The organism is Agarivorans sp. B2Z047 (assembly GCF_023373605.1).
GTDB classification, from domain to species: domain Bacteria; phylum Pseudomonadota; class Gammaproteobacteria; order Enterobacterales; family Celerinatantimonadaceae; genus Agarivorans; species Agarivorans albus.
In genome coordinates this window covers 3,629,312-3,646,593 of record NZ_CP088080.1, presented here as the reverse complement: position 1 = coordinate 3,646,593, position 17,282 = coordinate 3,629,312, and the positions used below count along the sequence as shown (strand labels likewise).

The 17,282-nt window shown below is 43.5% G+C and carries 14 protein-coding genes; 6 read left to right on the top strand and 8 right to left on the bottom strand.

Features of this window, described 5'->3' with window-relative positions; translation table 11 throughout:
- Positions 1-183 precede the first annotated feature (183 nt).
- Together LQZ07_RS16620 and LQZ07_RS16615 are read left to right on the top strand one after the other, a co-directional pair.
- Positions 184-630 carry a tetratricopeptide repeat protein gene (locus LQZ07_RS16620; RefSeq protein ID WP_016401757.1) on the top strand — a complete coding sequence of 149 codons (447 nt, stop codon included), beginning with the start codon at positions 184-186 and terminating at the stop codon, positions 628-630.
- Between the two features lie 975 nt (positions 631-1,605).
- The gene (locus LQZ07_RS16615; protein ID WP_152781385.1) at positions 1,606-2,481 is read left to right on the top strand and encodes a Dyp-type peroxidase; all 876 of its coding nucleotides are present in this window, start codon (positions 1,606-1,608) and stop codon (positions 2,479-2,481) included.
- A 51-nt stretch (positions 2,482-2,532) separates the two neighbouring features.
- Here LQZ07_RS16615 and LQZ07_RS16610 read toward each other — a convergent pair whose 3' ends face one another.
- Positions 2,533-3,018: a GNAT family N-acetyltransferase gene (locus LQZ07_RS16610; protein ID WP_152781382.1), complete on the bottom strand. Its 486-nt coding sequence runs from the start codon at positions 3,016-3,018 to the stop codon at positions 2,533-2,535.
- A gap of 298 nt (positions 3,019-3,316) precedes the next feature.
- Here LQZ07_RS16610 and LQZ07_RS16605 point away from each other — a divergent pair, with 298 nt between their 5' ends.
- The 3 genes from LQZ07_RS16605 to LQZ07_RS16595 all read left to right on the top strand — a co-directional run bounded on the left by LQZ07_RS16605 (position 3,317) and on the right by LQZ07_RS16595 (position 9,747).
- The gene (locus LQZ07_RS16605; RefSeq protein WP_152781381.1) at positions 3,317-4,264 is read left to right on the top strand and encodes a hypothetical protein; all 948 of its coding nucleotides are present in this window, start codon (positions 3,317-3,319) and stop codon (positions 4,262-4,264) included.
- 240 nt (positions 4,265-4,504) lie between these two features.
- The gene (locus tag LQZ07_RS16600) at positions 4,505-7,627 is read left to right on the top strand and encodes a beta-galactosidase (protein WP_152781380.1); all 3,123 of its coding nucleotides are present in this window, start codon (positions 4,505-4,507) and stop codon (positions 7,625-7,627) included.
- A 5-nt stretch (positions 7,628-7,632) separates the two neighbouring features.
- The gene (locus LQZ07_RS16595) at positions 7,633-9,747 is read left to right on the top strand and encodes an alpha-galactosidase (protein WP_152781379.1); all 2,115 of its coding nucleotides are present in this window, start codon (positions 7,633-7,635) and stop codon (positions 9,745-9,747) included.
- A gap of 6 nt (positions 9,748-9,753) precedes the next feature.
- Here the strand turns inward: LQZ07_RS16595 and LQZ07_RS16590 are convergent, their stop codons facing one another.
- From LQZ07_RS16590 to LQZ07_RS16570, 5 genes are all read right to left on the bottom strand, one after another.
- Positions 9,754-10,761, bottom strand: a complete 1,008-nt coding sequence (locus LQZ07_RS16590) for a hypothetical protein (protein ID WP_152781378.1) — start codon at positions 10,759-10,761, stop codon at positions 9,754-9,756.
- A 73-nt stretch (positions 10,762-10,834) separates the two neighbouring features.
- A complete protein-coding gene (locus LQZ07_RS16585; protein ID WP_152781377.1) occupies positions 10,835-11,644 on the bottom strand; it encodes a glycoside hydrolase family 11 protein in 810 nt (269 codons plus the stop codon).
- A gap of 399 nt (positions 11,645-12,043) precedes the next feature.
- On the bottom strand, positions 12,044-12,544 hold the full coding sequence (locus LQZ07_RS16580) for a hypothetical protein (protein ID WP_152781373.1): 501 nt from the start codon (positions 12,542-12,544) through the stop codon (positions 12,044-12,046).
- A 49-nt stretch (positions 12,545-12,593) separates the two neighbouring features.
- Positions 12,594-12,812 carry a helix-turn-helix transcriptional regulator gene (locus LQZ07_RS16575; protein WP_016401747.1) on the bottom strand — a complete coding sequence of 73 codons (219 nt, stop codon included), beginning with the start codon at positions 12,810-12,812 and terminating at the stop codon, positions 12,594-12,596.
- Positions 12,813-12,824: 12 nt separating this feature from the next.
- Positions 12,825-13,538 (bottom strand): DUF2975 domain-containing protein, encoded by a 714-nt coding sequence (locus LQZ07_RS16570; protein WP_152781371.1) that lies wholly within the window; start codon positions 13,536-13,538, stop codon positions 12,825-12,827.
- A 244-nt stretch (positions 13,539-13,782) separates the two neighbouring features.
- On the opposite strand from LQZ07_RS16570, the gene LQZ07_RS16565 reads away from it, so the two are divergent.
- Positions 13,783-14,421, top strand: a complete 639-nt coding sequence (locus LQZ07_RS16565; protein WP_152781369.1) for an HD domain-containing protein — start codon at positions 13,783-13,785, stop codon at positions 14,419-14,421.
- Between the two features lie 64 nt (positions 14,422-14,485).
- Here the strand turns inward: LQZ07_RS16565 and ppk1 are convergent, their stop codons facing one another.
- Positions 14,486-16,573, bottom strand: a complete 2,088-nt coding sequence (gene ppk1 / locus LQZ07_RS16560) for a polyphosphate kinase 1 (protein WP_016401744.1) — start codon at positions 16,571-16,573, stop codon at positions 14,486-14,488.
- Positions 16,574-16,607: 34 nt separating this feature from the next.
- Entirely contained in the window at positions 16,608-17,111 is a 504-nt protein-coding gene (locus LQZ07_RS16555) for a glycine cleavage system protein R (protein ID WP_152781368.1), read from the bottom strand.
- Positions 17,112-17,282: the final 171 nt, after the last annotated feature.

Below are 17,282 nucleotides of genomic sequence, written 5' to 3'. Positions count from 1 at the left end.
CTCTAATACCAATCACACTAAGTAAGTGATCAGAAATAGCGCAGGAAAAATACTCGAGAATAAGACAGGATTTTTCGATAAGTAGTTATTCTACAATCAAAAATTCTAACGCAGTTATCGAGTTTTCTAAGCAGATTGAATGACCAGTTATTTAGTTCGATTGGTACAAATAAGGAAATAACCATGAAACTTGTTACTTTGCTGCTTGGTCTGTTTTTGGCTTCACAAGTGAACGCTGCAGGAAGTGGTCGATATGAATCTCAAAAGAGCAGTAAGCCGCTTAGTGCTGCTGAGGCCATGCTTAGTGAACAAAACTATCTTCAAGCTAGCGAATGGCTCAGTGACTACCTGCAAAGTAAAAAGGGTCGCCGTTCAGCCGACGCATGGAACCTACTCGGCTTTAGCCTACGTAAGCAAGGTCACTACCAGCAAGCTTTGTATGCTTATCAACAAGCCTTGTCTATCAAACCTTCTCATCTTGGCGCTTTAGAGTATTCGGGAGAGCTGTACTTGAGTCTGCAAGAGTTAGCGCGAGCAGAGCAAAACTTAGCACGATTGGAACAATATTGTGGTAATTGCCAAGAACAACAACAGCTAGAATTGGCAATTTCTCGCTATCTTGCTGAATAATATATATTTTGTCGCTAATCGGCGACGTTTTAGCTTTGGTGGTAAATTTTGAGAATAGAGTTTATTTAGTGATTTATAGTGATTGAGTAGCGGTGAAAATCCTTTCAGCAACATATCTAGGTGAACTTAGGTTTTAATGAAATTGTCACTTGAAATGTGATTCGTGTCACACTAAATTATAGGTGTGACTTGGATCGCGTTTGGTTTGAGACACTAATGATATTAAATACTTAGGAGAAAGATTATGTTTGATTACTTTGGCGCACTTTACTCGTCGTATTATTTTACTAAAGCTGATGATTACAACTTTTATTGCGAAACTCGCAAAGATATTCACCGTTAAGACTCGTTAAAGGTGGATATATGGTTCTTCATCCGATCATTGGTTCAGCATTATCAACTTATGTTCGTTTCGGGTGCTTAGAGCAAGATAAACGACAGCAGAGATAATTGTAATGAATCAAGTTAACCCCAGTGCCTGAAACGAGCTCGCTCCTTCAGGCATTTTTTATTCTTTTACCCGCGCTTACCGTCTTGTTCGTTTCCTGAACAAATTATTTTAGCAAAAACTCTAAAACAAGCTTGCAATGTGATGTGTGTCACATTATTATTCTTTCTGTGAGCTGGTTCACGCTTTTTGGTTTCTAGGAGAAACACTATGTTTGATTACTTTGGTTCTTTATATACAACTTACTATTTCACTAAAGCTGCGGATTACAAAGCAACAGATTCTAACAACCTACACCGTTAATCCTCACATTTGAACATGTGGGCTTAGCACTTAGCCTTTCGCAATGCCGAGAGAGTGACAGTCAACTGAGCGAGAATACACTATGAGTCAAATGTTCTAAAATGCCTGATAGCTTAAAAGCATCAGGCATTTTTCGTTTTAAAATTTTTTTTACCCCGTATCAAATTACTTCCCGACAAAATTACTTATACTGCTAGGCAGTGATTGTTAAATGAGAAATTTTTATGTCGTTAGTTCAACCTCTTATTCTTAAGTCTCAACAGCATCATGCTAGTTTTTTGCGCTTTAGCCTCGTTAACCGTGAGGCCCTAGCTGATTGTTTAAGTCAAATTCAAGCGCTTTACCGAGCAGAAGATACGGTGATTGGTTTTGGCCAGCCATTGCTCGCTATGAATAACACTGTAGTAGAAGGTGTAAAGAGTGCCGAGAGTATTCAAGGGCCAAAACGCACCAGTCCAGCTAACCAAGATGATTTATGGCTGCGAGCAAGTGGCAGCGATCCTGGTGAAGTGATGCTGCGTGTGCAAGAGTGGTTAGATGTTTTAGTGCCAAGCTTTAGTTTAAACGAACAAGTAGATGGCTTTTGTCACCGAGAAGGACGAGATTTATCGGGTTATGTAGATGGCGCCGAAAATCCAGAAGACAACGCAGAGCAAGTGGTTGCCTTAACTGGCGAGAAGGGCATCGCTGGTTCAAGTATGCTAGCGGTGCAAAAGTGGCAACATCAACTTAAACATTTCAATAGCCTGCCTAGCAAACATCAAGATGATATTATCGGTCGCCGCAAAAGTGACAATGTGGAATTTCCAGAGTCGCCACCTTCAGCTCACGTACGTCGCACAGCTCAAGAGAGCTTTACTCCAGAAGCCTTTATGTTACGCCGCAGCTTACCTTGGATAGAACAGCAAGATTGTGGTTTAAACTTTGTGTGTTTTGCTAACAGCTTTTACCCTTTTGAGGCGCAGCTAAAACGTATGCTGGGCTGTGAAGATGGTATTGAAGATGGCTTGTTTGAATTTAGCCGCCCACTAAGCACCGCTTATTACTGGTGCCCACCAGTAGACGGTGAGCGGCTAGATTTAAGCTACCTACAGCTTTAGTTTAACCAAGCTTATTAGTTGGCGTTCATCGATTTAAGATGAACGCCATTTTTATTCTTCAAGCTCGGTTTTATAAAGCGCCATACCTCGAGCTTTATAGTTAGCAAGTGCTGCCGGGTGGTCTAAATCACAGGTGTGTACCCACACACGTGTTGGTTGCCATTGCCATGCTGTTTTAATGCACTGGCTGAGTAAACCGCCGCCTAAGCCTTGGCCAAAGAATGCTTTATCTAGACCAAAGTAGATGATTTCTACGCTGTTATCTTGGTGTTTATTTAGCTCAAAGTAACCAACAAATTGCTCACCTGAATAGGCGCCAAAGGTTCGTAAGTTTGCTGGCTGGGTATAGTCGGCCCACTGTTGCTCTGTCCACACAAGCTTATCGTTCCATTGCCAGAGTTTTCCTACTTCGCTATAAAACTGGCGACTTAGCTCAGCCTGATTGGTTTTTACTTCTTCAATTCTTACATGTTCTGGAAGGGGCTTAGCGTTGAGTTGCTCAAGCTGAGTTTGTTGTAGGTAGTATACGGTGATCATTGTTTTTCCTATTGCAATTCTTTGCCGCAGTGTAGCAATTGAAGTGTGTTCGCTCTATCTAAATCTTATTAGTAAGTAACTGATTATTAGATAAAATTATCAGTGTAAAATAGTTGTTACAACTGTCCAGGTTTTTTACATGCTGATAATTTGATTTTTTATTAGAAAATTCAAGTTATTGAAATGAGGTTACTTATAACTGGTGGCTTAGTTTATGCTTTTACTTAGATATCACTAATAATGGGACTTTATTGGTATCGTTATCAGTATCGGCTATACCAAAAAGAGCGTTAGTTTTATGAAAACTTTGCCTATTGTGGCCGGCTTCTTTGCCATTCTATCCTCCTTCAGCCTTTGGGCTACACCAGTAACAAGCTTCGTGGTGGGCGGAGTGTGTGACCCTTCTCGTGCTACCTTAAACTCTATTATGGAATCAGGAGAGGCAAGTGAATTGTTGGGAGGCGTCAATCCGTCTTATTCTGCCAGTGCTTGTTTGGTGTTTGATGGAAATGATGACGGCAACGCGAACGACCCTCAGGTGAATATTGGTCAAAAAGACGATGGCTTGCTCAATACTAAGTATGGGCCTGATGACTCTTTGTTTTTTATTGAGCCAGAAGAGCTGCAAAATTTGGATGACTTTCCTGCAGGCATTGCCGATGACCCTGGCTGGATTCACTTGGCTAGTGTAGGTGGCGCGATAGGGCAGAATGACCAATTAGCGGTGAACTATGATCGGGCAGGGCCTATTACTACTGGCGGATTATTCCTTGATATCGACGCTCTACTAAACATGACGTTTACTTGTGTGGATGATGATAATGGCGAGTGCAAGGCAGTAGATTGGGTTATAGAAACCGATCCAAGTATTATCGACCAAGTATCTCAGTTGTTAGGTGAGGCGACTTTCGACCACCTTGTGTTCTCTATAAAAGCGGGTAATGGTTTTATACTTTACGACTTCGACTTTATCGATATTTTTGCTCAGGAATTAAGTGATTATCCCGCTTCAAGTTTAAACTTTAATACCCCGTATAAGCTATCTGGTAGTTTAAGTACTGGGGATTTTCTTAATCCGAATGGGAATAGTGCCCAGGCTATATCGCACTTAAACGTTTGGGCGCGAGACCCTTCCGATCCTTCTATCACGCGTATCAATGAACCAAGTACCTTTGGCATATTCATACTTGCTGTTATTGGGGTGATTAGTGCGCGACTAGCACGCAAAAATCCCCAAATTTCCTAAGCGCTTTACGCTTTGTTTTTCTACTAAACCAAATGTAACTACTCGCTAGTAGTTACATTTCATTTACTTTTGTGTAAACGTTTTCCTGCTTTCGTGAGTACGCTCTCATTTTTGCGGAGATAGGCCAACTAAAATCAGCCAATAAACTTGTTATCACTGCAATTGGTATATCCGCCCGTTAGGGCTTAGCAGTTAGATAACAAGCGCCTACATTGTACTACTTGGTTTATGGAGATAAGAATGACGCGAGTAAGCGCCACACTGTTAGCCCAAAAAGATTGGGGAAATCCCTCTGTTACTGAGCGTAATCGCTTACCCTCACATGTACCTTTAGCTTCATATAGTGGCTTAGATGCAGCCTTAAATCTGCAACACTCAGAGCATCAGCTCAGTTTAAATGGGCAGTGGAATTTTTGTTTGCTCAAACAGCCTGAGCAATTGAGTGATGCGCTAATTGCTGGCAGCAAGGGTAGTTGGAAAAGTATAGCTGTGCCTGGCAATTGGCAGTTACAGGGTTTTGATAAAGCCATTTATACCAATGTCATTTACCCCTTCGAAGTAAATCCTCCCTATGTGCCTAGTGATAACCCTACGGGGGTTTATCGTACAGAGTTTAACTACCAAGCTGCTTGGGCCAATAAGCAAGTGCGCCTGCGTTTTGATGGGGTTAACTCTGCTTTTCACGTAGTTATAAATGGCCAACTACTGGGTTACGGACAAGATAGCCGTTTAGCCAGCGAATTTGATATTGGGCCTTTTTTACAAGAAGGGACCAACCAACTGTGTGTGATTGTTTATCGCTGGAGTGATGGGAGTTACCTAGAAGATCAAGATATGTGGTGGTTAAGCGGCATTTTTCGTGACGTGAGCATTTACGCTAAGCCGCAAGTTCATATTGCAGACTTTAGCATCAATACCCAACTAGACGCTTGTTATCGAGATGCGCAGTTGCAAGTCGAGGTACAACTGGCTGGAGCTAGTTTAGCGCAGTTAGACGGCTACCAAGTTGAGCTGCAGCTTTATGACGGTGATGGCTCGGTATTCGCGAATCCAGTGCGAGAATCCACCAACAATTTGGCGGTGGATGAAAAAGGCGGTTTTGCCGATCGCATCTTCTTAAGCAGCAATGTTGTTGAACCTAAGCTGTGGAGTGACGAACAGCCTAATTTGTACCGAGCGGTCTTAAGTTTATTGGATGCTAAAGGAAACTTACTGGAAGTGGAACAAAGCTCGGTGGGCTTTCGCTGCGTAGAAATTAGCGATGGTTTATTAAAACTCAACGGCAAGCCGGTGTTAATTCGTGGGGTAAACCGTCACGAACATGACCCAAAGCTTGGCCACGTAATGACCGAAGCCAGCATGTTGCAAGACATAAAGTTGCTAAAGCAGAACAACTTTAATGCTGTGCGCACCGCGCATTACCCTAATCACCCACGTTGGTATGAGCTCTGTGATGAATACGGATTATTGTTAGTTGATGAAACCAACCTAGAAACCCATGGTATGTTTCCGATGAAACGTTTGTCGGACGATCCGCAGTGGATGCATGCTTACATGCAGCGAGTAACCCGCATGGTAGCGCGTGATAAAAACCATCCGTCGATCATTATTTGGTCTTTAGGCAATGAGTCTGGCTATGGTTGTAATCACGATGCTATGTATGGCTGGTTGAAACAAGCTGATCCAAGTCGCCCGATTCAATACGAAGGGGGTGGGGCCGATACTCCCGCTACTGATATTTTGTGCCCAATGTATGCCCGGGTAGATTGGGATACCGCAGGAGAGGGGATCCCCAAGCGAGCGATTACTGCACATATTGCCGATCCTAACGAACAGCGTCCGCTTATTTTGTGTGAGTATGCCCATGCAATGGGCAACAGCCTGGGAAGTATTGAAGAATACTGGCGAGCATTTCGTTTGCATCCTCGCTTGCAGGGCGGTTTTATTTGGGACTGGGTTGACCAAGGTATTACCAAGCAAACTGATTCTGGAGAAACTTACTGGGCCTACGGGGGCGATTTTGGCGACCAACCTAATGATCGCCAGTTTTGTATTAACGGGCTGATTTTCCCAGATCGCAGCCCACACCCTAGTTTGTATGAAATTAAGTATTTACAGCAATACTGGCAGATAAGTGCAGAAAATCTAGCCAAGGGCGAGGTGTTAATCAGCAATGAGCATTTAGTAAACGACAGTAGCAACACCGCAGGGGAGTGGCGAATAGAACGTAATGGCGAGCTATTTAGCCAAGGCGAGTTTAACTTAAGCTTGCTAGCTGGTGAGCAGCAAATAATGTGTTTGCCAAAGGCAGCTATGCAAGATTTAGCGACTCAAACTAGTGGTGAGTTTTGGCTAACTATAAACATTAAATTGAAACAGGCTACTGCTTGGGCACCTGCTGGCCATAGTTTGGCACAACAACAGTTTAAGTTAGCTTTCGGTGGTTTAAATAGCTCTAAACCTATAAATAAAGCCGAAGTTAAATGCACGCAGCAAGATCGCAGAATACGCTTTGAGAGCTCAAAGCAGCTGCTTGAATTTGATTGTGTTAGCGCGCAATGGCTAGCTTGGACGGTAAATGAAAAGCAGTTGTTTACCGCTGCACCGGTTGATAATTTTTACCGTGCTCCGCTCGATAATGATATTGGAGTAAGCGAAGCCAGCCAAATGGATCCCAACTCGTGGATTGCCCGTTGGCAAAGCGCTGGACTTCATCAACTCAAACGTGAAGCTTTAGATTTTAATTTCTCTCAACTTAGCAACGGATGCTGGCTTGTGGAATGCAGCAGCGAGTATCGCCATCAACAGAAAACCGCTTTTAAGGTGTTACACCGTTATGTGATTAGTGCCGACAAGGTAGCTTTTGATTGTGAGGTGAACGCCGCAGCTTACTTGCCGCCTCTGCCAAGGGTAGGGCTGAGCTTAAGCCTAGACAAACAATTTAGTGAGTTGTCGTGGTTTGGTTTGGGTCCACATGAAAATTACCGAGACCGTTTAGCCGCTGCTACCGTCAGCCGCTATAGTGAAACTGTCGATAACTTGCATACCCCCTATATTTTCCCTAGCGAAAATGGCGGGAGGGGAGAGGTCAGGCAGTTGTCTATTAAGCATGAACAGCAGTTGAATCTAGAGCTGCTCTGCCAACCTAGTTTGCAAATGACAGCGAGTCGTTTTAGCCAGCAAGACTTAAGCGACGCAACACATAATTATCAGCTTAAAGACAGTGGCAGTGTGTTTGTACATTTAGATGTTGCCCACCAAGGAGTGGGTGGAGATGACTCTTGGAGTCCTTCGGTACACCCTAAACATCAGGTACTAGAGAACTACTTTAGCTACCACATTGATTTTACCGCACAAGGATAGTTGCTATGAGCTTGTTTCATTTATTCGGGCGAAGCAGTAGCTTGCTGTTAAAGCAAACCAACAGCTTACCAGAAATCATTTATTGGGGCGCAAAGCTTAATGGCTCAATTGATGAAGCCTTGCTGGATGCCATTAGCCGGCCGGTGCCTGAAGCAAGCTTAGATGAAGACGTGCCGTTAACCCTTTGCCCAGAGGCCAGTGAGGGGTGGTTCTCTAGCCCAGGCCTTGAGGGAAACCGCGCCGGTAAAGATTGGTGCCCAAGCTTTACCGCTAACGCTACCCTTGAAGGTCATAGCAAGTTAATTGTAGAAGCGGTAGATAGCCGTGCAGAATTAGCGCTTAGCTTGAGTGTAAGCCTTGATGAGGCGAGTGATGTGCTTACCTTGCAAAGTAAGGTAACGAACCTTGGCGAACAAGATTATAATTTGCAGCGCTTGGCGCTGACCCTGCCTTTGCCAGCCTATTGTGATGAACTGTTATCATTACATGGCCGCTGGACTAAAGAGTTTCAGCAACACCGTCAGCCCTTGGAGCGGGGAATAATTAGCCAAGAAAACCGTCGTGGGCGTACTTCACACCAGTATTTTCCGGGAGCGATTATCGGCAACAAAGGTTTTTCTCACCAAGTGGGAGAAGTGTTTGGCTTTCATTTCGCTTGGAGTGGTAATCACCGTATACAAAGTGGTGTAAAAACCGATGGGCGACGTTGGTTACAAGCCGAAGAGTTATTGCTTAGTGGTGAAGTTCGCTTGGCTAAAGGCGAAAGTTACCAAACTCCAGAGTTGATGGCGACTTACGCGAGCACTGGCTTAAACTCGATGAGCGCTAACTTTCACCATTATGTGCGTAGTCACATTCTTCGCTTTCCTGAAGCAGATAAAGCGAGACCGGTGCACCTTAACACCTGGGAAGGGATCTATTTTGACCACGATCCTGCTTACATTAAGCAAATGGCCAGCTTAGCAGCAGATATTGGTGTAGAGCGCTTTATTATTGATGATGGCTGGTTTATTGGTCGAGAGCACGATAAAGCAGGTTTGGGGGATTGGTTTTTAGATCGCCAAAAGTATCCGCAAGGCTTAGAAGAAGTAATAAACCATGTGCATGCACTCGGCATGGAGTTTGGTTTATGGTTTGAGCCAGAGATGGTTAACCCTGACTCAAATTTGTACCGTAAACACCCTGAATGGGTGTTGGGGCAGGCCGGTTACCAACAAAAAACGGGTCGTTATCAATATGTACTCGATTTGCAAAATCCTCAGGTGTTTGCCTATTTGCTTGAGCGCTTAGATAGCCTGTTAAGCGAGTATGCTATTGCCTATATTAAGTGGGACATGAACCGCGAGCTAGTTCAACCAAGCCACCTAGGTGAAGCGGCGGTGCATGGTCAAACTCAAGCCTTTTATGCCTTGGTGGACGAATTGGCTAAACGCCACCCCGAGCTGGAAATCGAAAGTTGTTCCTCGGGCGGCGGTCGCATTGACTACGAAGTACTAAAGCGCAGCCATCGATTCTGGCTCTCAGATAGCAATGACGCGCTAGAGCGGCAAATTATGCAGCCAGCGATGTTGTACTTTTTCCCACCAGAAGTGATGGGCTCACACATTGGTCCTGCTCATAGCCATACCACCTATCGACAACATAGCATTGGGTTTAGGGGGCTAACCGCATTGGTTGGCCATATGGGCGTAGAGCTAGACCCAGTAGCAGTTGATGCCAAAGAGCGAGAGCAGTTTGCGCACTATATTGCCTTACATAAATCACTGAGGCCCTTGCTGCATTCCGGCACTTTTCATCAGCTAAATGCTAGTGATGATAGCTGGCAAGCTTATGGCGTGTTAGACCAAGATAAAGGCGAAGGCGTTTACTGGGCGGTGCAGTTGTCTATGCCAGCTTACACTTTGCCGGGCAGACTAAAGCTAATCAACTTACAGCCTCAAGCCCTTTATAAAGTTGAAGTATTGGATAAACCAGACTTTAAACACATGATGAAAAAATTTCCTAACTGGCTTGAGAAAACATGTCTGCTTAGCGGTGAGAGTTTAATGAACTTAGGCTTACAGTTACCCATTATGGATCCAGAAACCGCGATGTTGATTAAAGTAACGCGCCAAGCTTAAGCTAAGTTAGTTAGCGCTAAGGCGTGCGTATTCTTGTTGGCTTAAATCAAAAGAGGTGAGTAGGGTTTGTTGTGCTTCAAACCACAAGGAATCTTGTTGATCGCTGGCCATATCTAATAGCTTGGTTTTCAAGTCATTCGCTGCAGGAATGCTGCCGCTATTAATGTTGTTTAGTACTGCTAGTTGGATTGCTTGTGAACTGTTATAAAGCATGTCACTGGCAATAACAGTGCGCTGTTGATTGTGGCTAAAGCGCATGAGCTGAGATAGCAACATTTCTGCTTCATCAGCATTGGCTGTTAATACTTGCTGTGCCAATTCACTCGTAATTACTTGTCGTTCTGGATCTGAGATTTGATAAGGCTTTAACAAACTTAAGGCTTCTATTCGTGATTTTGTATCAGTTAGTTCTAGTGTTGCTAGGTCTACTAAGCCTTGTACCAGCAGCGGAGACTGAATGTTCGAAGCGCTGCTTAGCAGCGAAAGAAACTTCTGCTGAGACTGGGCATCACTTAGCATGGCGTACTGCTCTGCTAAGCCCAGCAAGGCTTGCTTACTGTCTGAGTTAGTGCTGCTTTGAATAGCTGAGAGTAGTAAATCAAAATCAGGGTTGTCTACGTTAAGTGCGGCTAGTTGCTCAATTGAGTTCGCTAAGCTTGCAGGATTATTTTGTATAGCGTGCTTTAGTGCATCAAACTGCGCTGCTTTATTTGGTTTAGCTTCACTCTGTGCTTTGTTGCTTAGCTCTATGTTATCTGGAGTGTGTTTAACGAGAACCTGTGCTGGTTTGCTAACAGGCTGATTGGCGAAATTATCATCTAAGTTACTATTTCTAAATAATAAACCTGTATTTTTAGCATTGCTATTTACAGGTTTTTCCAGTGTTGCTAAATCTGTTTGTGAGTTTTCATGAGAGAAAGACCCAGTGCTCGGCTTTGGATGGTAGATAACAGCAACGAGGTAGCCCGCGATAAAGGTGCCAGCTAAAGAGAGTACCCATCCATAAGTCTTCATAATTGCTTCCTGCCATGCGTTTCGAAGCTAAGCGTTACACAACACTTAGCTTCGTTTTAGGTTTAGTTAGGCACTATCGTAACCAAAGCGATAGGTCTACAGCACCTTTGTGATTGATGTTTGCATCGCCAAACACCTCAATGGCTAAGATCTGGTAACCGTTGGCTAATCCGTCTGTTTTAAAGCCTAGATCGGAATTATCCCAGCGGTTGGCATGTGGGCCAAAATTTAGCTCTTGGTTGTTTCCGTGGGCAGTGGGTGAACGGCGTACGCTCCAAAACTGTTTGAAGCTTCGGTTTTCTCCGCTGCCACAATATTGTGCGCCGTTGCGGTCTACGAGGTATACATCGTAAGTGGCGTTATTGGCGTAAACGGTGCCTTTGCTTTTTGCCGGCGCGCCAGCGTTTTCATCCCAAGGTACGAATTTGCCTGGCCCTTTCCAGGTATCTACAACATAGTATTCTTGCGAGGTACTGCCACTACATGACCAACCATATAGGGCTACTAAGGCTTTTTGAATATTGGAGTTACTGGTTAGCTCGCCAACGTTGTAACCAATCTTGCGATATCTCGCCCCTTTATCCCAGCCAAGTCCGCCAATGGCATCTTCACCCCAAGATTTTGCCATATTCCATTCAGCGCGATAGTGGCGACCGGCATCGTTATAAAAACCAATTTTTACATCACAGGTTTTAATGTTGTTTTGGCTTAATTCAAACCATGAATAAAAGTGGCCGCCATAGTAACCAGAGCCATACCCGTTGCCGGAATCCGCTGCTGGATCGCAGATGGTTTTGCCTATGCTTGCCGCACTTACCGTGCTTGGAGCGGTTAAGAGTAAAGCGCTAAGGGTTAATATTAGCGCTAACATTGGAGTTTTCATTTCGGTGTCCCTATTCCGTTAAAGTTACCAACGAACTAGTCACACATGATTTCCTGTAGCGTGACCATACCACTCGTTAAAGAGCACGTTTATCAACGTGATTCTAATGTGTATTTTTTGTTACGCCTTAGTATTGGATTGATATAATTTTAAGGTCAAATCGAATAGTAAAAACTCAAGAACTGGTCAAACTAAGCGAAGAAATTCAACGTCTTGTGAGATAACGAAATTGACTTGTGAGAAAGTGTAAAGACTTTGTGAAAAGAGGGCTTGGACAATGACATGCAGCTTTATAAGCGATTGCTTGTGTATCTTAGCAATCGCTATATTTCACGCTGGCTAGAGGCTAATAGAAGATGTTTAATCGAACATTCCTTCTATTGCAATATCATAGTTTAACTAATCAATAGAAGCTAAAATTGCGTCTAGCTTCGCGTATTTTTTGTACAATTCTTGTTCTTCGGTTTCACTATAATTGTGACTTAGCAGATTTATCTCTTTAAGTTGGATATCTCGCCATAGCTCCAAAGCTTGTAATTGTTCTTCGCTACTTAAGTTTGCTAGGACATTTACCTTTATCAAATCAGTTTGGTTATCAGCGAATAGCTGATCTAACTGCTGATAAAGTGTATTGAAGGTGACGTTTACTTTGAGCTTATCGTTGTTTTCAGCGTTTTCTAATTGCTGTTCTAACGCGAGCATTTGCTTTCGCCAGTCTCTTGCAAGAGCTTGTTTATCGCTCGGTAAGTTAGCGATCGAAGCATCATAATCTACTACTACAAACGGGTCGCTTAAGCTTTCTAGATTGCGAACTTCTTCTGCGTGCAAACCCGAAAAATAGAATGCAAAAGCAAGAACAGGTGCGAACAGTCTTAGGTTTTGTTTAAGTCGGTAGTTCATGTTTAGTTCCTTGTGACTTTATTGAATTCTGCTGTTTGGTCTTATCGAATTAGCGAGCATCTTGCTCCGGCTGATACTCGAGTAAATCGCCAGGTTGGCATTCTAAAACCTGACAAATTGCGCTTAGTGTTGAAAACCTAATGGCTTTGGCGCGGCCTGTTTTCAAAATCGATAAGTTTTGAACGGATATGCCCACAGCGTCTGACAGATCGTTCAAACGCATTTTTCTTTTGGCTAGCATTACGTCTAGATTAATTACTATCGTCATTGCTCGCTCCTGCTAAATGGTTGCGTCAACATCGGCTTGAATTTGCATGCCCAACTTCATCACGTGGGCGACCATAATCATAAACAAGCCTGCTAGAAGTAATGGGAAGTCTAACTGTATATACTCCAAGCTTACCCATTCATGAGGCGGTGGAATAAGGCCAAATAGGTGTTCTGGAGGCGGCGGTGGCATAAAGCCAAATAAATCTTCTGGAGGTGGTGGGAAAGGCAAGCCAATCGGCATTTCCATAGGAAACACTAATTGCTCGATGAGATAGCTCGCAATACTGTTTACTGTAAACAGCGCAACTAATGCCCAGCCAATATATTGAAAACTGCGAGTGGTTTCTTGAGTGAAAACCTTGCCTTTACTGTAGGCTAAGAACAAACGATCAATTTGCCAAATCAAACAAGCCATAATGAGGCTAGTGGTGAAAAATATAGCCACTGCAACAAGGCGCATAGTAAGTGACAGTGGTTCAGGGGGAGCAAAATGCAGGTCATTGTCGATGATTTGACCGTTCTCAAAGATAAGTTCGGGATAACCAAACAGCATTTCCATAACCGTGTGAAAACTAAATACCCAAGGGCTGTGTTTCATTGGTTCAATATCTAAGCCCAGCTCGCTAGGGAAGCCCACCAAACAAATTAAAATTAAGGCAACTAAGCCCCATAGCATTAGTCGCATCCGTTTACCAACGATACTAATTGCTTCAAGTGATTGCATACCCTTGCTTCTCCATATAGGCAGTTTTCCTGATAAAAGATGTTTATTTATCGATTATCATTAAATAATGAATGATAAAATTATTTGTGTAAACACTTTTTCTTGCTTTAATCACGTAAAGTTGAGCGGGCTTTTACTTGCTTTAGTGATGATGAAACCGAGAAGAATTTGTCTAGTAGCTTTTGACTCGAAATGGGCTTTTGGGTAGTTTACGCCCATTAACTAACCTCTTATTCTGAGCTTTATGATTAAGCAATTAGAGATTCATTGCAGACAGTTTTTACAGGGGCTGCAGACCAGTGATACTGCCCACGATATCGACCATATTGAGCGGGTCGTTAAATTGGCTACTTACCTGTGCAAACAAGAAGAGGGCAAGCTTGAAGTAGTGGCTCCAGCCGCTTGGTTACACGATTGTGTATCACTGCCTAAAAACCACCCTCAGCGCAGGCAGGCTTCTAGTTTAGCGGCAAATAAGGCAGTTGCTTTTCTTAAGTCAATTGCTTACCCAACTCATTACTTAAGTGAAATTCATCATGCAATAGAAGCCCATAGTTACAGCGCAGATATTAAGCCAACAAGCCTTGAAGCAAAGATTGTTCAAGATGCAGATCGTATAGACGCGCTAGGCGCCATAGGTATTAGTCGCTGTATTCAAGTAGGTGCTAGCCTGCAACGTACACTTTATTGTGATGTAGACCCAATGTGTGAGGCACGGCAGCCGGATGACAGCCAATATACCATTGACCACTTTTTTACTAAGTTGCTAAATATTGCAGATACTGTGCATACCGACGCGGCTAAACGTGAAGCGGAGCAACGCAGCCAGTTTATGAAGGCATATTTAGCACAATTGAGCCACGAATTAGAGCCATCTCGCTAAGCTTGCCTGATCCTCCCTAAATAAAAAAGGCCGCTAATTAGCGGCCTTTTGTTTAGCGAGAAGCTTAGGGATTGTCTTCTTCAACAACTTTACGGCGAGGTTTAGATTCAATCGCCTTTAGGTAATCGTGAGTCCAAACTTGGGAGCGGATCTTACGGCGGTTACCACGTTGTACATACTGGTTTTGCTGCTTGGCGTCGATTATGCGCGCTTTGGTGGTGTCAGCAAACTGTAGGTCTAACAGGTCAATCACCCGCTGTTTTAGCTCATCGTTGTAGATTGGCACGCCAACTTCAACACGCTCTTCAATGTTACGGGTCATCCAGTCAAAAGAGGCAATATAAACCTGATCTTCGCCGCTATGATGGAAGTGGAATACTCGCGGATGTTCAAGGAAGCGGTCAACAATACTGATGATTTTTATGTTGTCATTGTTGCCTTCAAGCCCCGGTACTAATGAACACATACCCCGAATAATCATACGGATTTTAACCCCAGCTTTACTGGCCGCATACAAGCGAGTGACTACGCCTTTGTCGACTAAGTTGTTCACTTTTATCGTGATTGCCGCAGGGTTGCCGGCGTTAGCTTGATTGATTTCGTAATCTATTAAGCTAAACAAGCGTCGGCGTGTATCGTTGGGCGATACAATAAGGTGTTGGAACTTAAAACGACGATAGGGCTGTTGGATAAAGCGAAATACGTTTTCCACCTCTTGGCCAATTTCTTGGTTTTTGGTGAACAGCGCAAAGTCGGTGTAAATTTTAGCCGTTTTTTCGTGGAAGTTTCCGGTACCAATATGGCTGTAATACACCCGTTGGTCGTCTTCTTTGCGGGTTACCAATAGTAACTTTGAATGTACTTTTAGCGAAGGAACACCAAAGACAACTTTTACACCAGCATCGGTGAGCATTTGTGCCCAGCCAATGTTGGCTCCCTCATCAAAACGAGCGCGTAGTTCAATAACCACAGTAACTCGTTTGCCGTTGTTAGCGGCATCAATCAACGAGTTCATCAGATGAGACTTTTTCGCCACACGGTAGATATTGATTTTGATGCTTGTGACTTTGGGGTCAAAAGACGCTTGGCGCACAAACTCCGAAATATAACGGAATTTATGATACGGGTAGTAGAGTAGAATATCTCGCGCGCTAATGGCATTAAATACCGTATCAAAGCTGTCGAAGTCTCGGCAGTTCAGAGCAGGCAGCTTAGGGTTTTCTAAGTACTTTCTACCCACATTTGGGAAACCAATAAAGTCTTTAAAGTTATGGTAGCGGCTACCACTTACGCTGTGGTCAAGTTTAGAAATGTGCAGCATTTTACTTAAACGCTTCACCATGCTGTTGGGCATTTCTCTATCGTAAACAAAGCGCACTGGTTCGGCGGTTAAACGCTGCTTAATACCCTCAGACATTTTTTCTAGCAGGCCTTGGTCTACTTCGTCTGTAAGATCGTACTCGGCATCTCGAGTCATTTTGATTGAGTAGGCCGCAACAGAATCGTATTCGTAAAACCCTCGTAACAAATCATCTAAACAGAAGCGGATGATGTTATCCAAAATGATTAAGGTTTTACGGGTTTTTGAGCCATCGGGCGGCAGTACCACAAAACGCGGTAGGCTGTCGGTTGGGATCTCAATCAATAGGTGGCTTTCTTTATCTGCCTTTTTTACTTCTACCGCGAGGTAGGTGTATTCGTCTTTTAAAAAGCGAACCAAGTCGGTACGTTTGGTCAATACGATCGGCGTAATATGACGCAGTACCTTGTCTTTAAAGTATTTTCTTACCCAGTTTTGGTGGTTGTCGCTAAGCTGGTCTTCATTAATTAAGAAGATGTTTCGACGAGCAAGAGTGAGAATGATTTCGCGATAGGTATCGTCAAAATCTTGCTGTAATTCTGCCAGCTTAGCCTGCACGTCATTGAGTAGCTGGATTGAGCCATCATCTTTAGATTTAAGTTCATTAAGGATGATACGGCGCTTTAAGGCGGCAACCCTTACTTTATAAAACTCATCTTGGTTGTTGGAAAAAATACCTAAGAATCGAACGCGTTCGATAATTGGTACTGAATGGTCTTGGGCTTCTTGCAAGACCCGTTGGTTAAACGAAAGCCAACTTAACTCTTTTTCTATATATAGACTGTCGCTCATTGTTCACCTTTAGTTCTTACTTCTTAAAAAGGGATTAGTCTTGTTCAATATCTACCATCAGGTCATCGGCTAGTGACTCTAAAGACTCTTGAATTGCTCCCAGTTGGTCATCGTCGGCGCATGGCACTGTGAGATTAGCGGTAAATATTAGGCCTCCCCAGTTGGGAGCACTGGCAACGTGAGTATTAATCTCGCTTAAGCTTACGCCCAGTGTATTTAGCGCTTGAGTCACCTCTTGCACAATGCCCACACGGTCATTCGCGGTAACGGTTATTGCTACTTGCTGTTGTTCTTCACTATTACTGCTATCGCCCTCAGCAATATTTACCAAAAGATTTTCTTGGTTAAGTAGATCATGGCTAAGTGCGTCGAGGTGCTGTTCATCAACTTCTAAGTGCAATATTCCGGCAAATTGACCAGCAAGTTCGGTTAGGCTGCTGGCTAGCCAGTTACCTTGGTGTTGAACGACTAATGAGGATAATTGATCAACGATACCAGGTCGGTCTTTGCCAATTACACTTACCACGAGTTGTTTCATCTTGTTACTCCATAGCCTAGCGCACAATAGTTTTATGACAGCAAACTATTAGCGATGTTTACGAGGGTTTAAAGTATGCATAGCTTTTAAGTAATTAGGAAGCTACTAAAAGCTGCGCTTGGGTAAAAAGCCAGCCAAGCATGCAATATAATTTCTTTGTAATATTAGGTA

Bases quoted from the DNA above. Each gene is read 5' to 3' on its own strand.
- LQZ07_RS16620 (WP_016401757.1), top strand. From the start codon at position 184: ATGAAACTTGTTACTTTGCTGCTTGGTCTGTTTTTGGCTTCACAAGTG.
- LQZ07_RS16615 (WP_152781385.1), top strand. From the start codon at position 1,606: ATGTCGTTAGTTCAACCTCTTATTCTTAAGTCTCAACAGCATCATGCT.
- LQZ07_RS16610 (WP_152781382.1), bottom strand. From the start codon at position 3,018: ATGATCACCGTATACTACCTACAACAAACTCAGCTTGAGCAACTCAAC.
- LQZ07_RS16605 (WP_152781381.1), top strand. From the start codon at position 3,317: ATGAAAACTTTGCCTATTGTGGCCGGCTTCTTTGCCATTCTATCCTCC.
- LQZ07_RS16600 (WP_152781380.1), top strand. From the start codon at position 4,505: ATGACGCGAGTAAGCGCCACACTGTTAGCCCAAAAAGATTGGGGAAAT.
- LQZ07_RS16595 (WP_152781379.1), top strand. From the start codon at position 7,633: ATGAGCTTGTTTCATTTATTCGGGCGAAGCAGTAGCTTGCTGTTAAAG.
- LQZ07_RS16590 (WP_152781378.1), bottom strand. From the start codon at position 10,761: ATGAAGACTTATGGATGGGTACTCTCTTTAGCTGGCACCTTTATCGCG.
- LQZ07_RS16585 (WP_152781377.1), bottom strand. From the start codon at position 11,644: ATGAAAACTCCAATGTTAGCGCTAATATTAACCCTTAGCGCTTTACTC.
- LQZ07_RS16580 (WP_152781373.1), bottom strand. From the start codon at position 12,544: ATGAACTACCGACTTAAACAAAACCTAAGACTGTTCGCACCTGTTCTT.
- LQZ07_RS16575 (WP_016401747.1), bottom strand. From the start codon at position 12,812: ATGACGATAGTAATTAATCTAGACGTAATGCTAGCCAAAAGAAAAATG.
- LQZ07_RS16570 (WP_152781371.1), bottom strand. From the start codon at position 13,538: ATGCAATCACTTGAAGCAATTAGTATCGTTGGTAAACGGATGCGACTA.
- LQZ07_RS16565 (WP_152781369.1), top strand. From the start codon at position 13,783: ATGATTAAGCAATTAGAGATTCATTGCAGACAGTTTTTACAGGGGCTG.
- ppk1 (WP_016401744.1), bottom strand. From the start codon at position 16,573: ATGAGCGACAGTCTATATATAGAAAAAGAGTTAAGTTGGCTTTCGTTT.
- LQZ07_RS16555 (WP_152781368.1), bottom strand. From the start codon at position 17,111: ATGAAACAACTCGTGGTAAGTGTAATTGGCAAAGACCGACCTGGTATC.